This window comes from Streptomyces sp. NPDC014894 (assembly GCF_043080985.1).
Classification (GTDB): domain Bacteria; phylum Actinomycetota; class Actinomycetes; order Streptomycetales; family Streptomycetaceae; genus Streptomyces.
This window is the reverse complement of sequence record NZ_JBIBWD010000002.1, coordinates 318,907-338,675: the sequence shown is the minus strand read 5'-3', so window position 1 is coordinate 338,675 and position 19,769 is coordinate 318,907. Positions and strand designations below refer to the sequence as shown.

Below are 19,769 nucleotides of genomic sequence, written 5' to 3'. Positions count from 1 at the left end.
CGCCTCAAAGCTCCGTCTCGTCCGTGGCTGGACCCGCCCGGTGTTGGACGAGCAGGGCATTGATGTGTTCGGCGGGAAGCTGTTCGAGCTCGCGCTCGATGGCGGCCAGTCGGCCGTCGAAGTCCCCTCGCGCACCGGCCGCCTCGGCGGCGGCGGCCACGGTCGGCGCGTCGAGCAGGGTCTGGAGCGGCAGCTCGACGCCGAGCGTCTCGCGTATCCGGTTGACCAGCCGGGCCGCCTGCAGCGAATTGCCGCCGAGGGCGAAGAAGTCGTCGTCCGGGCCGACGTCGGTGACGTCCAGCACCTCGCCGACCAGCTCGGCGATCCGGCGCTCGGCGAAGGTGCGCGGCGCGCGGCGCGCCGGGCCCGCCGCCGCGCTGCGCTTCGTCGGCGCGGGCAGCGCGGCCCGGTCGACCTTCCCGGTGAGTGTGCGGGGCAGCCGGGGCAGCGCGATCAGTTCGGCGGGCACCATGTACGCGGGCACGGTGTCCCGCAGGAAGTCGCGGATCGCGTCCGGCGGCCCGCCGCGCGCGGTGACGACATAGCCGACCAGGCGCTGGCCGTGGTCGGTGGTGACCATGGCGACGGCGCATTCCTCGACGTCCGGATGGCGGGCGACGGCGGCCTCGACCGCCTCCAGTTCGAGCCGGACGCCGGAGATCTTGACCTGGTTGTCGGCCCGGCCGGCGAACTCCAGCAGCGTGCCGTCCGCGGTGAGCCGTCCCAGGTCGCCGGTGCGGTAGAGCGTCCCCCGCGCCCCGCCCTCGGTGAACGGACCGGGCCGGAAACGGCGGGCGGTCTCCGCCTCCTCTCCCGGGTATCCGGGCGTCAGATACGGGCTCAGTACGCAGATCTCACCGCGTACGCCGGGCGGACAGAGCCGGCCGGCCTCGTCCAGGACCAGCACCTGCCGGCCGGCGATCGGTCGCCCGACGGGCACGACGGCGCCCCGCGCGGGCCCTGCTCCGAGCTGGTGGAAGGTCGCGGCGACCACTTCGGTGGGCCCGTAGACGTTGACCAGCCGGACGTCGGGGCCGAGCCGGTCGCGGGCCCGCCCGGCGAGCGCCGAAGGCAGCGCCTCGCCGACGAACATGACCGTGCGCAGGGCGGGCAGCGGACCCGGAAGGGCGGTGAGGATCTCGTCGAGCAGCCGCGGGATCACCTGGAGCAGCGTGATCCGTTCGGCCGCCAGCCACGAGGCGAGTCCCACCGGGTCGGCCCTCGGGCCCGGCGGCCGGACGCACAGCGCGGCGCCGTGGCAGAGCGCGCCGAAGATCTCGCAGAGGGCGACGTCGAAGGCGAGCGCGGCCGACTGCGCGACTCGGCTGCCGGGGCCGATCCCGAACTGCGCGCTCTGCCAGGCCGTGAACTGCGCCAGGTCCCGGTGGGTGTGCGGGATGCCCTTGGGGCGGCCGGTCGAGCCCGAGGTGTACGCGAGATACGCCGGGTCCGCCGGGCGTACGTCCGAGGCGCGGCGGGGCGGGGAGTCCGGGTGGCCGGCGAGGTCGGCCGCGCTGACGAACGGGATGCCGGGGACCGCTCGGGGAGCGCCGGTGGTGCCGTGGCCGGCGGTGGAGTCCACCACGACCGCGTCCGGCGAGAGGCCGGCGATCAGGGCGTCGAGCCGGTCGGCCGGCTGCCGGGGATCGAGGCAGACCATCGAGGCTCCGGCCTTGAGCACTCCGAACAGCGCCGCCACCGCCTCGGCCCCGGTGTCGAGGACCAGCGCCACCGGGCGGCCGCCGCCCGCGCCGAGATGCGCCAGCCCGTTCGCGATCCGGTCGCTCCAGGCGTCCAGCTCGCGGTAGCTGACGGTGCGGCCCTCGGCGACCACGGCCGGGGCGTCCGGCGCGGCGGCCGCCTGTCGCGCGAACAGGGCGAGCGGCGTGGTGTCGGGAGCGGCGTCGCCGGTCGCGTCCCAGTCCGCGAGCAGTTTCGTCTGTTCCGCCGAGGTCAGCACCGGGATGTCGGCGACCGGGCGGTCCGGCGCGGCGCACAGCCGCGCCAGCAGTGCCGGCCAGCGCTCGGCGAGCCCTCGCGCCAGGGAGGGTTCGAAGAGATCGGCCCGGTACCGCATCGCCCCGGTCAGGGCTCCGTCCCGGGCGGTCAGCTCCACGACGAGGTCCTCGGCCGTCACCCGGTCGATCCGGGTGACGCCGGGCGGATCGCCGTCCGCGAGGCCGGGATCGCGGAGCGACAGCCGGGCGCGGCAGACCGGTTCGGGGTGGGTGGCGGGCACCGGTACGCGCGCGGCGGCGTCGATCTCGGTGTGCACGGCGGCGAGCAGCTCCCGGAAGGTCGCCCCGGCGGGGACCTCGATGCGCAGCGGCAGCGCGGCGGCGAGCGGGCCCCGCGCCGGATCGCCCTCGGGCGGCCGCTCGTCGTCGAGTCCGATGACGGTGTCCGTACGGTCGGTGTGCCGCCGCAGGAGGACGGCGAGCGCCGCCGCCAGCCCGGCCGCGAGCGGCGCCCCGGTCGCGCGGCACACGGCGTCCAGCGCGCCGGCCGTCTCGGCGGGGACGCGGATCGGCTCGGTGGCGGCGGGCCCCGAGGGGGCGGCGGGTCTGTCGCCCGGGGAGGGCAGGCCGAGCGGTTCCGGCGGGGTGGGCGCCCTGGTGCGCCAGTACTCCTCGCCGCCTCGGCCCGCGCCGGAGCGCTGCCGTGCCAGGGCCCGGTCGACAAGGCCGGGGCCGGGGAGGCCGGCCGGGGCCGTCGGCGCGTCCCGGTCCGTGTACAGCGCGACGAGATCGCGCAGCAGCAGGCCGAAGAGGCGTTCGTCGGCCAGCGCCCGGTGCACCCTGAGGCGTACCGCCGGGCGGCCCGCCCCGGCGTCGACGACCTCGGCGTCCAGCCAGGGCGCGCCGGCCGTCCCGCCGAGCAGCAGCCGGCCCGGCGGGACGACGGTCTGCGTCCGGCCGTCCGCCGAGAACGCGCACCGCAGCACCTCGTGCCGGCGCTCCAGTCCGTACAGCGCGTCCTGCAACCGTCCGTGGTCGAGGGCGCCGCCCTCGGGTTCGTACGTCGCGCCGAGCCGGTTGGCCGGGTCGCCCGGCCTGGCCTGTTCGGCCGCCCACCAGCGCCGTTGCACCACGTCGAGCGGGAAGGGCGCGGAGCGCGAGGAGCGCGCCTCCGGTGTGCGGGACGGCCGACCTACGGTCCGGGACAGCCGGGAAAGCGACAGATCCGGATTCCGGGCGAGCGTCCGCAGGATCCCGGCGAACTCGGCGCCCAGTTCGGCGGCCCGCTCCGGCCGGAACAGATCGCTGTCGTACTGGAGCAGCACCTCGGCCCCGTCGGGTCCGGGCGTGATGTACAGCGCGAGGTCGTTCTGCGCCGTGCCGGTGTCGACCGGGAACGGCCGCACCGACAGGCCCGGGCCCAGGTCGAGCCGGCCGGCGGGGACGTTCAGCAGGGCGAGCGACGCGCGGAGGAACGGCGCTGCGGCCGCGCCGCCCCGCGCTTTCGCCGCCTGGTCGATCGCCGTCTGGAGCGGCAGGTCCTGGTGGGCGAAGGCCGATGTGCAGCGGCGGCGGGCCCGGATCAGCAGTTCGCGCAGTGTCGGGTCGCCGGACAGATCGCCGCGCAGGACCAGGACGTTGATGAAGGGTCCGACGACCCTCTCCAGCCGGGGGTCGGGGCGGTTCGCCACCGGTGCGGCGACCGCCACGTCGGTGCGGCCGCTGTGCCGGTGCAGCAGCACCTGAAGGGCGACGAGATGGGCCATGAACTCGGTGGCGGACTCCTCGGCGGCGCTCGCGCGGACCGCCGCGACATCGGCCGCCGACAGGGTGAAGCGGTGCGCGCCGCCGCGGAAGGCCGTCCGGGCGGGGCGCGCGAAGTCGGTACGGAGTTCCAGCGGCGGAGGCGGGTCCGCCAGCTCGTCCGCCCAGAAGCCAAGGTCGGCGGCGAAGGCGCCGGCCGCCAGGGCCTCGCGCTGCCAGAGCGCGAAGTCGGCGTAGTCGAGGTCGAGTTCGGGTAATCGGGCCGGGACGCCCGCGGCGTGCTGCCGGTACAGTGCGGCGAGTTCGTCCAGGAACACATGGAACGACCAGCCGTCGAAGACGGCGTGGTGCGCGACCAGCACCAGCCGGTGGCGCTCGGGCCCGCCGCGCAGCAGCACGGTGCGGACCATCGGGCCGCCGGTGTAGTCGAAGGGGCGGCGGGCCCAGTCGGCGGTCGGCGCGTCGAAGCCCGCGGCGTCGGCCGTCGGCACGTCGACGAACTGGAGCGGGATGTCGGCGGGGTCGCCGGAGCGGGCGTCCCGCTCCGTCCCCGCGAGGTCGAGCCGGAGCGTCCCGTCCGCCACGGCGAAGCGGCACCGCAGCAGGCTGTGCCGGGCGGTGAGGTCGCCGAGCGCCGCGCTCAGCGCGGCCGTGTCCAGCGGTCCTACGAGATCCGCGCCGAACGCCAGATTGTGCACGGCGGTTTCCGGGTGCAGCTGATCGATAAACCAGAAACCTTCTTGCGTCAATGCGGCGGATATCTGTTTCTCTCGTGATCGGCGGCGAATCGAAGGGCGCACCGAAAAACACCTCCAGCCCGTGGACGCCGATCACCGTAACATGACGCCCAATATGTACAACAGGTCCGCGACGCTCTCACCGATCGGCTTTCCGCGCCGGTTCGAAGTGACGTCCCGCCGGCGGGACAAACGTCGCTGAGCTGCCTTGACTGCTCCACCGCCGACTCGAAGACTACGTCCGTCGCTCATTTCGATGAAATCGCCCGACCATGACCGCGGATCGCTGTGGAAAATCTCATCGAGCGAATGAATTCCGCTGCCCCGCACGATCGGTCCGACCGCAGGGCCCAACAATGCCATCACCAGCGACGGAAGGGCGCCCGATGAGGATCGGCTGAATGCGCGACGCGTTTTCTTACCGGTCGGGGAGCTGCCGGGAGACGGACGGGCCCGGCGCCTCTCCCTCTTCCGCGGACGGCGGCCGGGCGGACGCCCTGCCCGACCCGCGCCGGGCAGCGGATCGAACCGCCGCCCGGCCGCTGCGACGGGATCCCGCCGCTCGCCCGCTCCGGGCGGAGGGATCCCGTCACGGCGGTGACGCACCCGCACCGCGGCGACGGCGGCTGCGGACTCCCGGCGCGTCTCGCCGCCGCACCGCGAAGAACCGGTGCCATGCGCCGGGACGCCGGCCGACGGCTCGTGGACGGGAGGGGCCGCCGCTCGCCGACCGCCGCGACGCGCCGGAGCGCGGGAACGAGGCCCTCGCGGCGCGCCACACGGACGCGCCGGCCCGGGCGGAGGCCGTCGGCGCCCGGCGGAGTCCGGGTCGGGAGCGGTCCGTGCCACGGCGCGTCGCCCGTTCGGGCGGGCCGCGCGCCGCCCGTCACCGACGCCGGGCGGGACACCCCGTCCCGCTCCCCCGCCGCGGCCCGCCCCGGCCGGGCCACCGAAGCGACCGAAGGGCTGGACCGGCCATGACGCTCCTCGACCACCCGTCACCGCTCATCGCCGCGCTGGCCCGCCGGGCCGCGCGCGAGCCCGAACGGCTCGGATACTTCGAGGCCGTCGACGCCGGGCCGCCGACCGGGATCGGCTACGCGGACCTCGTCGCGCGGGTCGAGACGGAGGCCGACCGGCTGGCCGCCGCGACCCGCCCCGGCCAACGCGTCGCCCTCGCCCTGCCGGGCGGTCTCGACTACGTCGCCGCGCTGCTCGGCTGCCTCGCCGCGGGCCGGGTCGCCGTACCGCTCCCGCCCAGCCGCGGCCTCGGCGTCTCGGCGGACGACCTGATGCGGCATCCGGTGATCCGCGACGCCGGCGCGGTCTGCGCGGTCACCGCCGAGGGCCTGGTCCCGCTGTTCGGCCCCGGCGACGCGGCGGCCGAGGCCGCCCCGGCCGGCGTGGCCGTGCTGCAGTACACGTCCGGCTCCACCGGCGCGCCCAAGGGCGTGATCGTCGGCCACGACAACCTCGCGCGCAACTGCGCGGCGATCACCGAGGGCATGGGGCTGACCGAGGCCGACCGGTCCCTGGTCTGGCTGCCGCCCTACCACGACATGGGACTGGTCGGCGGCATCCTCGCGCCGCTCTGGTCCGGGATGTCCATGACCCTCTTGGCCCCCGAGGCGTTCGCGCGGCGGCCGCTGACCTGGCTGCAACTGGTCAGCGACGGCCGCATGACCCTCTCCGGCGGCCCGAACTTCGCCTTCGACGCGTGCGTCGACCGCATCGCACCGGAGGACCGCGCCGCGCTCGACCTGTCCGCCTGGCAGGTCGCCTTCATCGGCGCGGAGCCGGTGCGCGCCCGGACCCTGCGGCGCTTCGCGGAAGCCTTCGCCCCGGCCGGATTCCGGCCCGAGGCGTACTACCCCTGCTACGGCCTCGCGGAGGCGACGCTGATCGTCTCCGGCGGACGCCGCGGCGGCGGACTGCGCACCGTGCCGTCCGACGTCCCGGGACAGCCCGAACAGGTCTCCTGCGGCCGTGTCCTGGGCGGGCAGGAACTGCGCGTGATCGACCCCGACACGGGCGCCGCGCTCCCCGCGGGCGGCACCGGCGAGATCGTCCTGTCCGGCCCCTGCGTCACCGCGGGCTACTGGCGCAACCCCGAGGCCACCGCCGCGGCCCGCACACCGGACGGGGCCCTGCGCACCGGCGACCTCGGACGCGTGGTCGCGGGCGAGCTGCACATCACCGGTCGCAGCAAGGACACCGTGGTCATCCACGGCCGAAACCTCTTCCCCGAGGACCTGGAGGAGGTCGTCCACGCCGTCGACCCGGCACTGGCCGCGAGCACGGCCGCCGCGTTCTCCGTCGAGTCCGACGGCGGCGAACAACTCGTCGTCGCCGTCGAGTCCAGCCCGCGCACCACCGACGAGGCGGGGCGCGCGGCCCTCCTCAGCCGCGTACGGGTCGCGGTGGCGCGCGCGGCGGGCGTGCAGCCGGCGGTGGTGCTGCTCTGCCGGCGCGGCGCCCTGCCCCGCACGACCAGCGGCAAGGTCCGCCGTTCGGCCGCCCGCGACCTGTACGCAGGCGGCGGACTGCGCGTGCTGGCCGAGGACCGCTCCCGGCCGGCGGCCGGCTACCACGCGCGGGCGCGACTGCGGTCGTACGAGGAACTCGACGCACTGCCGCGAGCCGAGCGGGGCGCGGCGCTGACGGCGGCGCTGTGCGAGTGGATCGTGGCGGCGACGGGAACGAGCGGGCCCGGCGCGGACGCCGGCCCGCGGCCCGATCCGGCGGATCCGCTGGTCGCCACCGGGCTGGACTCGCTCGGCCTGGTCCAGTTGCAGGGCGACCTCGCCGCTCGCTGGTCGGTCGCGCTCGATCTGGCCACGCTGTACCGGGCCCCGTCGCTGACCGCGCTGGCCGAGGACATCGCCGACCGCTGGGGACGTCGCGCCGCGCCGGCCGACGTCGCCGCGAGCGCTCCGGACGCCGGACTCGACCTCGACGCCGGCGCGGCGCTCGCCGGGGAATCCGGATTCGCCTACCTCGAAGCACGTCACCCAGGAACATCCGCGCATGTGCTGGCGCGCGCCTTCCGGCTGGCGCCCGACACCGGCCTCGCGCCGATCGAGGCCGCGCTGCAACTGCTCGGCGCCCGGCACCGGGCCCTGCGCGGTGTGGGACCGCAGGGGCCGGAGATCCGGCTGGCCGTGCACGAGGCCGCCGGCCTCTCCGAGCGGGCCGTCGAGGATCTGCTGCGCCGGGCCGCGCTGACCCCGTTCGACCTGGCCGCCGGGCCGCTGCTGCGCGCCGAGGCGATACGCACCGCCGAGGCGACCCTGCTCGTCCTCGCGGTGCACCACACCGCCGTCGACCTGTGGTCCGCGTCCCTGCTCGCCGCCGAGTTCGCGGCGGCCCACCGCGCCTTCGCCGACGGCGTCGTGCCCGCGCTGCCGGAACCGGGCGACCCGGCCCGGGCCGTGGCGGCCCGCCGGGCCCGGACCACCGGCCCGGCCGGTGACCGGCTGCGCGCGTGGTGGGCCGAGGCCGCGGCGGACAGCCCGCCGACCGTGCTGCCGGCCGACCGGGCCCGCTCCGGCCGGCCGACGCTGCGTGCCGGGGCCGTCAGCCGGGCGGTCCCCGGCCTGGCCGCCGACGCGCTCGCCGCCTTCGCCGCCGAGCTGGGCACGACGCCGTTCACCGTGCTGGTGACCGCGCTCAACGCGGTGCTCGCCGGATACGGCGGACCGGCGGAGCGGCACGACGTCGTGATCGGCGCGCCCGTCTCCGGCCGGGGCGACCCGGACACCCGCGCCACGGTCGGGTTCCTGGCCAGCCCCGTACCGCTGCGCACCCGCGTCGACGGCGACCCGACCTTCGGCGAACTCGCCTCCCGGGTGCACGCTGCGGCCACCGCCGCGCTGGAGCACCAGGGACTGTCGTTCCCGGCCGTGGTCGAGGCGGCCGGCGCGTCCCGCACGGACGGCGGCAATCCGCTCTACGACGCCCTGTTCGTCTACCACCAGCCGCCGCGCTTCGCCCCGCCCGGCACCGCCGAGCTGGCCATCGGCCTGCCCGGTACGCCGCTCGACCTGGGCGGTCTGCGTCTGGAGGCGGTGGCGCTGCCGCCCGCCGACACTCCGGTCGAGCTGACCGTCGAGGTCGCCCACACCGGGACCGGGAGCGTGGCGGTCCTGCGCTACGCGGTCGACGTGTTCACCGAGTCGACGGCCACGGCGATGCTCGACCGGTTCCTCGACGTCCTGAACGCGGCCCTGTCCGACCCCGGCCTTCGGGTGAGCGACCTGAGCGCCGCGCGCATCGCCAGCGTCGACCACCCGACGACGACAGGCGCCGGAGCCGGGCCGCGTGAGGCGGGCGCCGACGAGCCGTCCGAGGACGCCCCCCACGACGCCCCCGCCCACGCGCCGGCCGCGCCGGAACCCCGCGACGCCCCCGCCCACGCGCTGCCCGCCACGGAAACCGGTGAGCCGGTCGCCCCGGAACCCCGCGACGCCCTCGCCCGCCCGCCGGTCGCCCCCGGACACCGGCACGCCCTCGCCCGCATCGCCGACCTCCCGCCCGACGCCGTCGCCGTGCGCCAGGGGGCCGCGTCGCTGAGCTACGGAGCGCTCCGGCGGCGAGCCGCCCGGCTCGCCCGGCGGCTGGCCCGGCTCGGGGTCGGGCCGGAGGCGATCGTCGCGGTGGCGCTGCCGCGCACGCTCGATCTGCCGGTCGGGCTGCTGGGCGTGCTCGCCGCGGGCGGGGCGTTCTGCCCGCTCGACCTCGGGGCGCCGGCCTCCCGGCTGCGGGCGGTACTGGACGACGCGCGGCCCGCCGCGATCCTGGCCGTGCGGGCGACAGCGGCCTCGGTGCCGGTCGACCCGGACGATCCCGCCGGCCCGCCGATCGTCCTGCTCGACGAGGAGGACGGGTCGGAGCCCGCCCCGGCGGGAGCGGGGGCCGCGCCGCCGCGCCCGCTGATCCACCCGGACCAGCTCGCGCACGTCCTGTTCACCTCGGGCTCCACCGGGCGGCCGAAGGGGGTGGCCCTGACCCATCGCGGACTCGCCGCCCTCGCCGACTGGGCCGCGGCCGCCTACACGGACGAGGAGCGGGCCGGCGTCCTCGCGGGCACCGCGCTCACCTTCGACCTGTCCGTCTTCGAACTGTTCGCCACCTGGTGCGCGGGCGGCACCGTCGTGCTCGCCCGGGACGCGCTCCAGCTGACCCGTCTGCCCGAGCGCGGCCACGTCACCCTCGTCAACACCGTGCCCTCGATCGCCGCGCAGCTACTCGCGGACGGACTCCCGGACGCCCTGCGCACCGTCAATCTCGCCGGTGAGCCGCTCCCCCGCGAACTGGCCCGCGCGCTGGCCGCCGCCGGGCCGGCCCGTGTCGAGAACCTGTACGGGCCCACCGAGGCGTCGACGTACGCGACCGCCGCGCGGATCGCCCCGGCCGACGACCGGCTGATCACCATCGGCACGCCGCTGCCCGCCGTCGGCGCGACCGTGCGGGCGGACGGGATGCGCGAGGCCGCGGACGGCGTGCCGGGCGAACTGCACCTGGCCGGCGCGCACCTGGCCCGCGGCTATCTGCGGCGGCCGGGACCGACCGCGCGGAGCTTCGTCCCCGACCCGGCGGCCGCCCGACCGGGCGAGCGGGTCTACCGCACGGGCGACACGGCACGCCGCCGCCCGGACGGCGACCTGGTCTTCCTGGGCCGGACGGACCGGCAGGTGAAGATCCGCGGCGTGCGGATCGAACTCGACGAGATCGAGGCGGTCCTCACCGCCCACCCGGGGGTGCGCGAGGCGGCGGTACGGGTCCACCGGGCCGGCGAGCCGGACGCGGTGCTCGTCGCCCATGTGGCGGGCACGGCCGACGTCGCGGCGCTGCGGAGCCATGCCGCGGCCCGGCTGCCGGGCGCGATGCTGCCGGGCCGCTGGTCGGCGGTCGAGCGGCTGCCGCGCGACGAGCGCGGCAAGGTCGACCGCCGCGCGCTCGCCGCGCTGCCGGAGCCCGCCCCCGCTGTCGCGGACGCCGCGTCGGGCGATACGCCGGCGCGCGCCCTCACCCCCGCCGAGGCGGTCGTGGCCGAGGTGTGGGGGCGTCTGCTCGCCGTCGAAGCGCCGGATCCCGACCAGGACTTCATCGAGGCGGGCGGCCACTCGCTGCTCGCCGTGCGGCTGCTGTCGGAGCTGGAGGAGGTCACCGGCGTCCGGCTCGGTCTCGACCGGCTGTTCGACACGCCGACCATCGCCGGTGTCGCCCGGGAGCTGGCGAACGCCAACGCGGACGCGGACGTCGTTCCCGCCGCCGAGTCCTGGGCCTCGGACACCCACCCGCTGTCCTCCACCCAGGAGCGGCTGCACCTCCTGCACCTGCTCGATCCGCTGAGCCCCGCCTACCATGTGGCCGCCCGGGTACGGCTCACCGGACCGCTCGATCCGGCCCGACTGGAGCGGGCGCTGCGGGCCGTGGTCGACCGGCACGCGGGCCTGCGGGTCCGCTTCGTCACCCGCGACGGCGTCGTCGTCCAGCAGGCCGCGGTCACCCTGCCGGTACGGCTCCCCGTGGAGGATCTGCCCGACGAGTCCGCCGCCGCGCCGATCGAGGCGCACTGCGCGCGCGAGCCGTTCGACCCCGCGGCCGCCCCGCCGTGGCGCGCCCGGCTGCTGCGCACAGCGGCCGACGACCACCGGCTGATCTTCGTCGCCCATCACCTGATCTGCGACGGCTGGTCCCTCGAACTGCTGGCCCGCGACCTGGGCGCCGCCTACCGCGCCGACAAGCCGCTGCCGCCGGCCGTCGCGTCGATCCTCGACGTCGGCGCGGAGGCCGCGTCGACGTCACGGGAGCGGCCGACCCCGGGCGCACTGTGGTGGCGCGAGCGGCTGCACGACCTGCCCGACCTGCGGCTGCCGGCGTCCCGGACGCGCGACCGGGACGCCGTCCCCACCGCGCGCCAGGCCCACTGCGACCTGCCGCCCACGACCGCCGCCGAACTCGACGCCGTGGCCCGTACGCACGGTGCGACCCGCTTCATGGCGGTCGCCGGCCTGGTGGCGGCGCTGCTCGGGGCGCAGTCCGGACAGGAGCGCTTCGGCCTGGGCGTCGCCGTGCAGGGGCGCACCGGGCCGGACCACGCCGAGGTCTTCGGCTGCCTGGCCGACACCCTCGTGGTGCGGGCCGACCTGGCCGGGACGCCGAGCCTGCGTGACGTGCTGGCCCGGACGCGGGCCGAACTGCTCGGCGCGCTCGCGCACGCCGACACGCCGTTCGCCGAGGTGGTCGGCGTCAGCGCGCCCGGCCGCGCGCCCGCCTCCACCCCGCTGTTCCAGGTGATGATCGGCGACCAGCCCGCCGCGACCGAACTCGACCTCGGCACGGTCCGCGCCGTCACCACGCCGCTGTTCGCCGGGGTGGCCAAGTTCGACCTCAGCGTCCTGACCGGCCCGGCTCCGGGCGGCGGCCTGCGGATCACCTTCGAGTACGACGACACGCTCCTCGACCCGGCCGTCGCCGAGCTGCTGCCCGAGCGGCTGGCCCGCCTCGTGCGCGGCGTACTGGCCGATCCCGGCGCGCCGCTCGCCCTCGTCGACCTGGCCGCCCCGGCCGAGCGAGACCGGCTGACCGCGACGGGCGACGGCGGCCCCGTGCCGGACCTGGGCACGCCGTGGCTGCACGAGGCGGTCCTCGCCCCCGCCGCCCGGGTGCCGGACCGGGTCGCGGTGACCGCGCCCGGCGAGTCGGTGACGTACGCGGCGCTCGCTCGGCGTACCGCACGGCTGGCCGCCGGGCTGCGCGCCCGGGGCGTAGGGCCGGAGGACCGGGTGGCGATCTGCCACCGGCGTACGGCCGATCTGCCCGCCGCGATGCTCGGCGTGCTCGCGGCCGGGGCGGCGTATCTGCCGCTGCGGGCCGCCGATCCGGCCGAGCGGCGGGCGGCGATGATCGCCGACGCCGGCGCGGTGCTCGTCCTGACCGACGGGGACACGGCCTCCTGGCTGGACTCCGACGTGCCGGTGGTGACCGTGGACGAGCTGGTCGCCTCGGCGCCGGCCGACGGCCCCGGGGGGCGGGCGCTGGTCGATCCGCGGCAGCTCGCGTACGTCCTCTACACCTCGGGCTCGACGGGCCGGCCCAAGGGTGTCGCCGTCACCCACCAGGGCGCGCTGGCCCGGATCGCCTGGGGCCGCCGGGCCTTCGGCGACGAGGAGCTGGCCGGAGTGCTGGCCGCCACCTCGCTGGTGTTCGACCTGTCCCTCTTCGAGCTGTTCGCACCGCTGGCCGCAGGCGGCACCGCGGTCATCGCCGAGTCGGTGCTCGATCTGCCCGGTCTGCCGGACCGGGACCGGGTCGCCCTGGTCACCACGGTGCCGTCCGGCATGGCCGCGCTGCTCGACATGGACGCCTGGCCCGGCACCGTACGCACGGTGGGGCTCGGCGGCGAGGCGCTGTCCCCCCGGTTGGCGCGCCGGGTGTGGGAGCGCGGCCCGCATCGGGTCGTCAATCTCTACGGCACCACCGAGGACAGCTTCTGCTCGACCTGGACCGACATCGCCCCGGACGCCGCGCACGTCACCGCCGGCCGCCCGCTGCCCGGCTCGCGGATCGCGGTGGTCAACGCCGCGCTCGCCCCGGTACCGCCGGAGGCCCCGGGGGAGATCGTCTCCGGCGGCCTCGGCGTCTCCCGCGGCTATCTCGGCCGGCCGGGGGCGACCGCCGCCGCCTTCGTGCCCGACCCGGACGGCCGTCCCGGCGACCGGCGGTATCGCACCGGCGACCGGGGCCGTCGGCTGCCGGACGGCCTGGAGGTGACCGGACGGATGGACCAGCAGGTGAAGATCCGCGGGCACCGGGTGGAGCCGGGCGAGGTCGAGGCGGCGGTGCTGGAACTCCCGGCGGTGGCCGAGGCGGTCGTGCTCGCCGTCCCCGGGCACGGGGACCGGGGCCGGCGTCTGGTCGCCTATCTGCGGCCGCACGCGGATCACGGGGAGGGCGGGACGGAGAGCGCCGACATCAGGGCCGCCCTGCGCCGCCGGCTGCCCGACTACATGGTCCCCGCGGATTTCGTGTTCGTGCCGGAGCTGCCGCGTACCGCGTCGGGCAAGGTGGACCGCGCCGCGCTGGGCGCCGTCGCCCCGGAGCCCGCGCCGGAGCGCCGGCCGGGCGACGAGCCGCCCGCGGCCGGCGTGGAGACCGAGGTGGCCCGGATCTGGCAGGAACTGATCGGGGTGGCGCGGGTCGGCCGCCAGGACCGGTTCTTCGACATCGGCGGGGACTCGCTGCTCGCGGCCCGGATGACCGCCCGGCTCAACGACCGTTTCGGCACCGCGGTCTCGCTGCGGCAGATCTTCGAGGACGACCGGCTGTCCGTCTTCGCCGACGAGATCGACCGGGCCGCCCTGGGGGCGGAGCGCCCCGCTCGGGGCTGACGCGCCCATCGGCTTCGGCCCGGACCGACAGGTCCGGGCCGAAGCCGATGTCGCGGGGCGGCGCTCAGCGCCGTGCGAGGGAGCAGGTGCCCGTGCGGGTCGCGAGATCCAGCCGGGCCACGCACTCCACCGGTGTGAAGTCCAGGGTCAGTTCGCCGACCAGCGTCACCGTGCCGGTGGCGGCGTCGAGGTCGGCGCCGGACAGCTCGGTGCGGTCGGTCAGCGCGATCCCCAGCTCGGCGCCGCCCTCGGTGCCGGGGAAGAGCAGATGGACGTATCGGTCCTCCAGCGCCCGGCGCAGCCGCTCCGGCGTCGGCTCGGGGCGCAGCACCAGCTCGACCCGGTGGTCACCGGCGCTGAGCCGGGTCACCAGGTCGGGTCCGTCGAGCGCGTCGGTCCGCAGCGGGTCGCCGGCGGGCTCGCCGTCGTCCTGCCGGGCGGCGGCGAGCGCGTCGCGCAGGCTCTTGGGCCGCATGTCGGTCCACACCTGGTCGATGTGGGCGAGGCAGGCCTCCTCGCCGCCGGCGAAGCCGGTCGGCTCCCAGCCCGCGGGCAGATCGCGGCCGGCCGGCCAGATCGAGTACTGCTCCTCCTGGTTGCGTACGACGAGCTGGTCCGCCTGGTGCGCGGCCTCCTCGTGCGCCGGTGTCGTCGTCATCGCGGTACTCCCTCCGTGCGGCCCCGGCCGGCCGACACGCGGTCAGCCGAAGACGCAGAATTCGTTGTCCTCGGGGTCGGCCAGGGTGGTCCACCCGTCGTGCTCGCCGATGATCCGGGCGCCGAGGCCGGTCAGGCGCCGCACCGTGGCGGCCGGATCGTCCGAGCCGAGGTCGAGGTGGAGCCGGTTCTTCACGGTCTTGGGTTCGGGCACGAGCTGGAAGAAGAAGCGCGGCCGCACCCCTTCTCCCGCCTCGACCAGCACGCTGGGGTCGTCCTCCGGGTCGAAGATCCCCTCGCCGCGCAGGCGTTCCAGCTCCTTCTCGTCGTAGGGGGCGACCTGGTAGCCGTCCAGTGCGGCGGCCCAGAACCGGGCGAGCGAAGCGGGGTGGTGGCAGTCGACGACGATGTCACGGATATGCGCCATCGCGCCAGGATGGCACAGCGCCTCCCGTCCGGCCCGCCGGTGAAGTGGGATCCGGCCGCGGGGACTTCACGGGGTCGCCTCGTCCGCGAGCCCGCGCAGATCGCGCAGCCGCGGGTCCGGCCGGGCGGCCAGGGCGTCGAGGACCGCGACGAGACGGCCGGCGAGCCGGGGCGCCAGGTCGGGGGCGCAGACGTCCGAGGCGCAGGTGACGGTCCCGTGCAGTCCGGTCGTCCGGTGTTCGAGCGCCACCGCCAGATCGACGTCCGCGAGGCCCGGGTCGACCTGGACGCCGGTGATCTCCAGGCCGGGCGCGGGGCTCAACCGGGCCGCCTGGGCCAGGTAGTCGAAGGTGACCGGGGGCGACGCCGCGCCCTCGGCGGCGGGCAGTTCCTGATGCTCCAGCAGGTCGCCGAGCCGGGTGCGCACCCGCAGCAGCGCCTCGCCGAAGGAGGGATCACCCGAGAGGTCCACGCGCAGCGGCAGCGTGTTGACGAACTGGCCGATCAGTCCCGCCGTGCCCGGCCGCACCCGGTTGCCGAGCGGCACTCCGACCGCCAGGTCCGTACCGCCGCCGAGGGAGTGCAGCGCGACGGCGAAGGCGGTGAGGAAGACGGTGAAGAGGGAGACTCCGGCGTCCTGTCCCAGGGACCGCGCCGCCGCGTCGAGCCGTGGGTCGATGGTGAAGCGATACGCCGAGCCCGGCCGGGCGCCCGGCTCCGGAGCGGCGGCCTCCGGCCGGTAGCCGGGCAGCGCGAGCGGCCCGGGGTCCGCGACGCCGTCCGGCCGCTGCGTCCAGTGGCGCAGGTGCTCCCGCGCCCCGGGTCCGGTGAGCCAGTCGCGCTGCCACGCGGCGAAGTCGGCGTACTGCGTCGTCAGCGGGGGCAGCGCGGCGCGGCCCGGGCCGGCCGCACCGGCCAGGGCGAGCAGTTCGCCGGCGAGCACCGCGCGTGAGCCGCCGTCCCACACCAAGGGGTGCGCGGTGACCAGGACGACCTGGTCGTACGGGTCGAGCCGGAGCAGCGCGACGCGCAGCAGCGGGCCCTTCTCGATGTCGAAGACCCGGCCCGTCTCGGCGAGCATCGCCCGGTGCACCGCGTCGAGATCCTGCCCCGCCAGGTCGACCGTCTCGATCATCGGGTCGAGGCGGTCGTGGACCACCTGTCGCGGTTCGGGTCCCGAGAGATCGAAGGTGGTGCGCAGCATGCCGTGCCGGGCGACCAGTTCGCCGACCGCGCCGATGACGCCGTCCGCGTCGACGAAGCCGCGCAGCCGGGCGGCCAGCGGCTTGTTCGGCCACGGGGCTCCGGAAGCCGCTGCCCGGTCCCACAGCCGTCGCTGCTGGAGGCTCAGCGGGGCGCTGAGCGATCCGTCGCCGGCGTTCTGCGCCGCGGCGGCCGCTTGAACCGGCTCCGGCGTCCGGCCGGTGACGTACTCCGCGAGCGCGGCGACCGTCGGCGCCTTGAACAGCTCGCGCAGCGGCACCTCGACCCCGACCTCCTGGGCGATGCGGGCCTGCAGCTGGGCCAGTTGCAGCGAATTGCCCCCGAGCTGGAAGAAGTTGCTGTGGGCCTCGACCCGCTCGACGCCCAGGACGGCGCCGAACACGCGGTCGGCCAGCAGCCGTTCCATGGCGGTCCCGGGGGGCGTCGCCGTGCCGGGGCCGTCGCCCTCGGTCGCCGCCGCGACGGACTCCGGGTCGGGCAGCGCCGTGCGATCGACCTTGCCGCTGGGCGACAGCGGGAAGCGGTCCACCGGCACGACGAGGTGCGGCACCAGGTATCCGGGGAGCCGCCGGCCGAGCCAGTCGCGTATCTCGTGCGGCACGGGCCGTTCCCCGGCGGGCGGCTCGGTGCGCGGCTGTACGTAGGCGACGAGCTGGCGGGAGCCTCCGAGCGCGCCGGTCAGCTCCCGCACCACCACGACGGCCTTGCCGACGAGCGGGTGCTCGGCGAGCACCGCCTCGACCTCGCCGGTCTCGATCCGGTAGCCGCGGATCTTCACCTGGTTGTCGGCCCGCCCGACGAATTCGAGCACGCCGTCCGGTCGGTGGCGGGCCAGGTCGCCCGTCCGGTAGGCGACGGCGCCGGGTCGGCCGTAGCGGTCGGGTACGAAGCGCCGCGCGGTCGGTCCGGGACGGCCGACGTAGCCCCGGGCCAGACCGGTGCCGCTGATGTACAGCTCGCCGACCGCGCCGATCGGCACCGGCGTCATGGCCGCGTCGAGGACGTACGCGCCGTGGTTCGGCATCGGGCGCCCGATCGGGGGCATGCGCTCGTACGGCCGGTCCAGCTCCATCAAGGTCATCATCACGGTGGCCTCGGTCGGCCCGTAGCCGTTGATCAGCCGTCGGCCCGGCCGCTGCCAGCGGGTGGCCAGGGGGCCGCCGAAGGCTTCGCAGCCGATGAACTGGATGCGCAGGGTGGTGAGGGCGTCGGAGTCGAGCACTTCGAGGACGGCCGGCGGGATGTCGGCGACGGTCACCTGCTCCCGGCGGACGAGCGCGGTCAGCCGGGCCGGGTCGAGCACGGTCTCGGCGTCCGGGACGACCAGGCGTCCGCCGGAGCACAGGGCGGTGAAGATCTCCAGCACGGAGACGTCGAAGCACACGGTGGCGAACTGGAGCACCGCGTCGTGAGGCCGTGCGTCGATCTCGGCCAGCGTGGAGAGGATCATGTTCGCGGCGGCCCGGTGCGTGATCATCACGCCCTTCGGCCGGCCGGTGGAGCCGGAGGTGTAGATGACGTACGCCAGGTCGTCCAGGGCCGCCTGCCGCCCGGTCGCCGGCTCCGGCGTCGCGGCCGCCGGCTCCGCGCCGTCGAGGAGGACCAGCCGGGCGGCCCGCCGCGTTCCGGCCGCGCCGCCTCGGTCCGTCTCCGGGGACAGGGCCGCCTCCAGCGTCGCCCGGAGCGCGCGACTGGTGACCACGACCGGCGCGTTCGCGTCGCGCAGCTGGTAGGCGATCCGGTCGGGCGGATACGCGGGGTCGACGGGTACGTACGCGCCGCCGGCCTTCAGGATGCCCAGGATGCCGATCGCCAGTCCGACGCCGCGTTCCAGGCAGAGGCCGACCAGGGTGTCGGGGCCCACCCGGGCCCGCCGCAGCTCCGAGGCCAGCCGGTCCGCCCGCAGGTTCAGCTGACGGTAGGTCAGCGTGCCGTCCGGGGCGCTGACCGCCACCGCGTCCGGACGCTGTGCCGCGTGCCGCTCGATCAGCCGGTGCAGGCAGACGAGCGGGTGGTCGACCTCGGTCGCGTTCCACTCCCGGGTGACCCGGTGCAGCTCCGCCGCGTCCAGCATCGCCAGGTCCCCGAGCCGGGCGTCCGGCCGCTCGGCCGCGTCCGCCAGCAGTCCGGTGAGGTGCGCGGTCATCCGCGTACGCGTCGCCGGATGGAACAGATCGGCGTCGTACTGGATCCGGCCGACCAGCTCGCCGTCGTACTCGCGCAGGTCGATCGTGAGGTCGAACTTGGCCACGCCGTTGTCCAGCTCCACCGGGGCGAGCCGGAAGCCGTCGAACTCCAGCTCGGAGGGCGGGCTGTTCTGGAGCGCGAGCATCACCTGGAACAGCGGGTGGCGGCCGGTGTCGCGCTCCGGCGCCAGCTCGTCCACCAGCCGTTCGAAGGGCAGCTCCTGGTGCGCGTAGGCGGCGAGCGAGGCGCGCCGGGCCCGGCCGAGGGCCTCGCGGAACGTCGGATCGCCGGTCAGGTCGGCGCGCAGCACGAGGGTGTTGATGAAGCAGCCGATCAGATGTTCGGTCTGCGGCTGTGTCCGGTTGGCCACGGGGGTGCCCACCAGTACGTCGTGCTGGCCGGTGTATCTGGCGAGCAGCGCGCCGACCGCGCTGAGCAGGACCATGAAGAGCGTCGCGTCCTCGGCCTTGGCGAGAGCCTTCAGCCGGGCCGTGGTCCGCACGTCGACGCGCACCGGCTCGCTCGCGCCGCGGTAGTGCTGCACCGCGGGCCGCGGCCCGTCCAGGGGCAGTTCCAGCGCCGCGGGCGCGTCCGCGAGCGCGCCGCGCCAGTGGTCCAGCAGCCCCTCCAGCCGCGCGCCGGAGAGCCGGTCGCGCTGCCACGCGGCGAAGTCGGCGTACTGGACGGGCGGCTCGGGCAGCTCCGGCACGGCCCCGGCGGCGTACGCGCGGTACAGCTCGGCGATCTCGCGTACGAAGACGTCGTCCGACCAGCCGTCGGTCACCAGGTGGTGCATCAGCAGGGCGAGTACGTGCTCCTCGTCCCCGGTCCGCAGCAGCCGGGCCGTCAGCAGCGGCCCTCGGGCGGCGTCGAGCGGGTCGGCGCGGTGCTCGCGTACGATCGCGTCCGCCTCGGCGCGCGGGTCGGCGGCTCCGCGCAGGTCGGTCCGTTCGGCGTGCACCGGGCCCGGCGGGTCGACCACCGGCCGCGGCTCGCCGTCCACGACGGGGAAGCGGGTGCGCAGCACCTCGTGCCGCCGCACCACCTCGCCAAGCGCCCGGTCGAACAGCGCCGGGTCCAGCGGCCCGTGCAGCCGGACGGCCAGCGGCACGGTGTTGTAGGAGCTGTCCTCGCCGAGCAGCCGGTCCAGCAGCCAGAGCCGTTCCTGGGAGAAGGAGAGCCGGGGCGGCTCACCGGCCGGCCGGCGCGGGATGCCCGGCGGCGTCCCGGCCGGTCTGCCGCGGGTCCACCGTTCGAGCAGGGCCCTGCGGGCCGGGCTGAGGTCGGCCCTGCGGGCGGGCGTCGACGGCGTGTCGGGCGAAGTCGGCATCGGGAAACCTCCTTGGCTGGGTGCGGGAGGGGCGACCGCCGGGTGCGGGACGGACGTCCGCGAGGGGCGCGAGGGGCGACCGCGGCGTGTC

At 76.4% G+C, this 19,769-nt stretch carries 5 protein-coding genes; 1 reads left to right on the top strand and 4 read right to left on the bottom strand.

The window, feature by feature from the left end:
* Nucleotides 1-4: 4 nt before the first annotated feature.
* A complete protein-coding gene (locus ACF089_RS05500) occupies nt 5-4,471 on the bottom strand; it encodes an amino acid adenylation domain-containing protein (protein ID WP_392022208.1) in 4,467 nt (1,488 codons plus the stop codon).
* 965 nt (nt 4,472-5,436) lie between these two features.
* Here ACF089_RS05500 and ACF089_RS05495 point away from each other — a divergent pair.
* Complete coding sequence (locus tag ACF089_RS05495) at nt 5,437-13,854, top strand: amino acid adenylation domain-containing protein (protein ID WP_392022207.1); 8,418 nt, start codon at nt 5,437-5,439, stop codon at nt 13,852-13,854.
* A 64-nt stretch (nt 13,855-13,918) separates the two neighbouring features.
* Here ACF089_RS05495 and ACF089_RS05490 read toward each other — a convergent pair whose 3' ends face one another.
* From ACF089_RS05490 to ACF089_RS05480, 3 genes are all read right to left on the bottom strand, one after another.
* Entirely contained in the window at nt 13,919-14,512 is a 594-nt protein-coding gene (locus tag ACF089_RS05490; RefSeq protein WP_392022205.1) for an MbtH family protein, read from the bottom strand.
* A gap of 42 nt (nt 14,513-14,554) precedes the next feature.
* Entirely contained in the window at nt 14,555-14,938 is a 384-nt protein-coding gene (locus tag ACF089_RS05485) for a VOC family protein (protein WP_392022202.1), read from the bottom strand.
* Between the two features lie 66 nt (nt 14,939-15,004).
* A complete protein-coding gene (locus tag ACF089_RS05480) occupies nt 15,005-19,678 on the bottom strand; it encodes an amino acid adenylation domain-containing protein (RefSeq protein WP_392022200.1) in 4,674 nt (1,557 codons plus the stop codon).
* Nucleotides 19,679-19,769 lie beyond the last annotated feature (91 nt).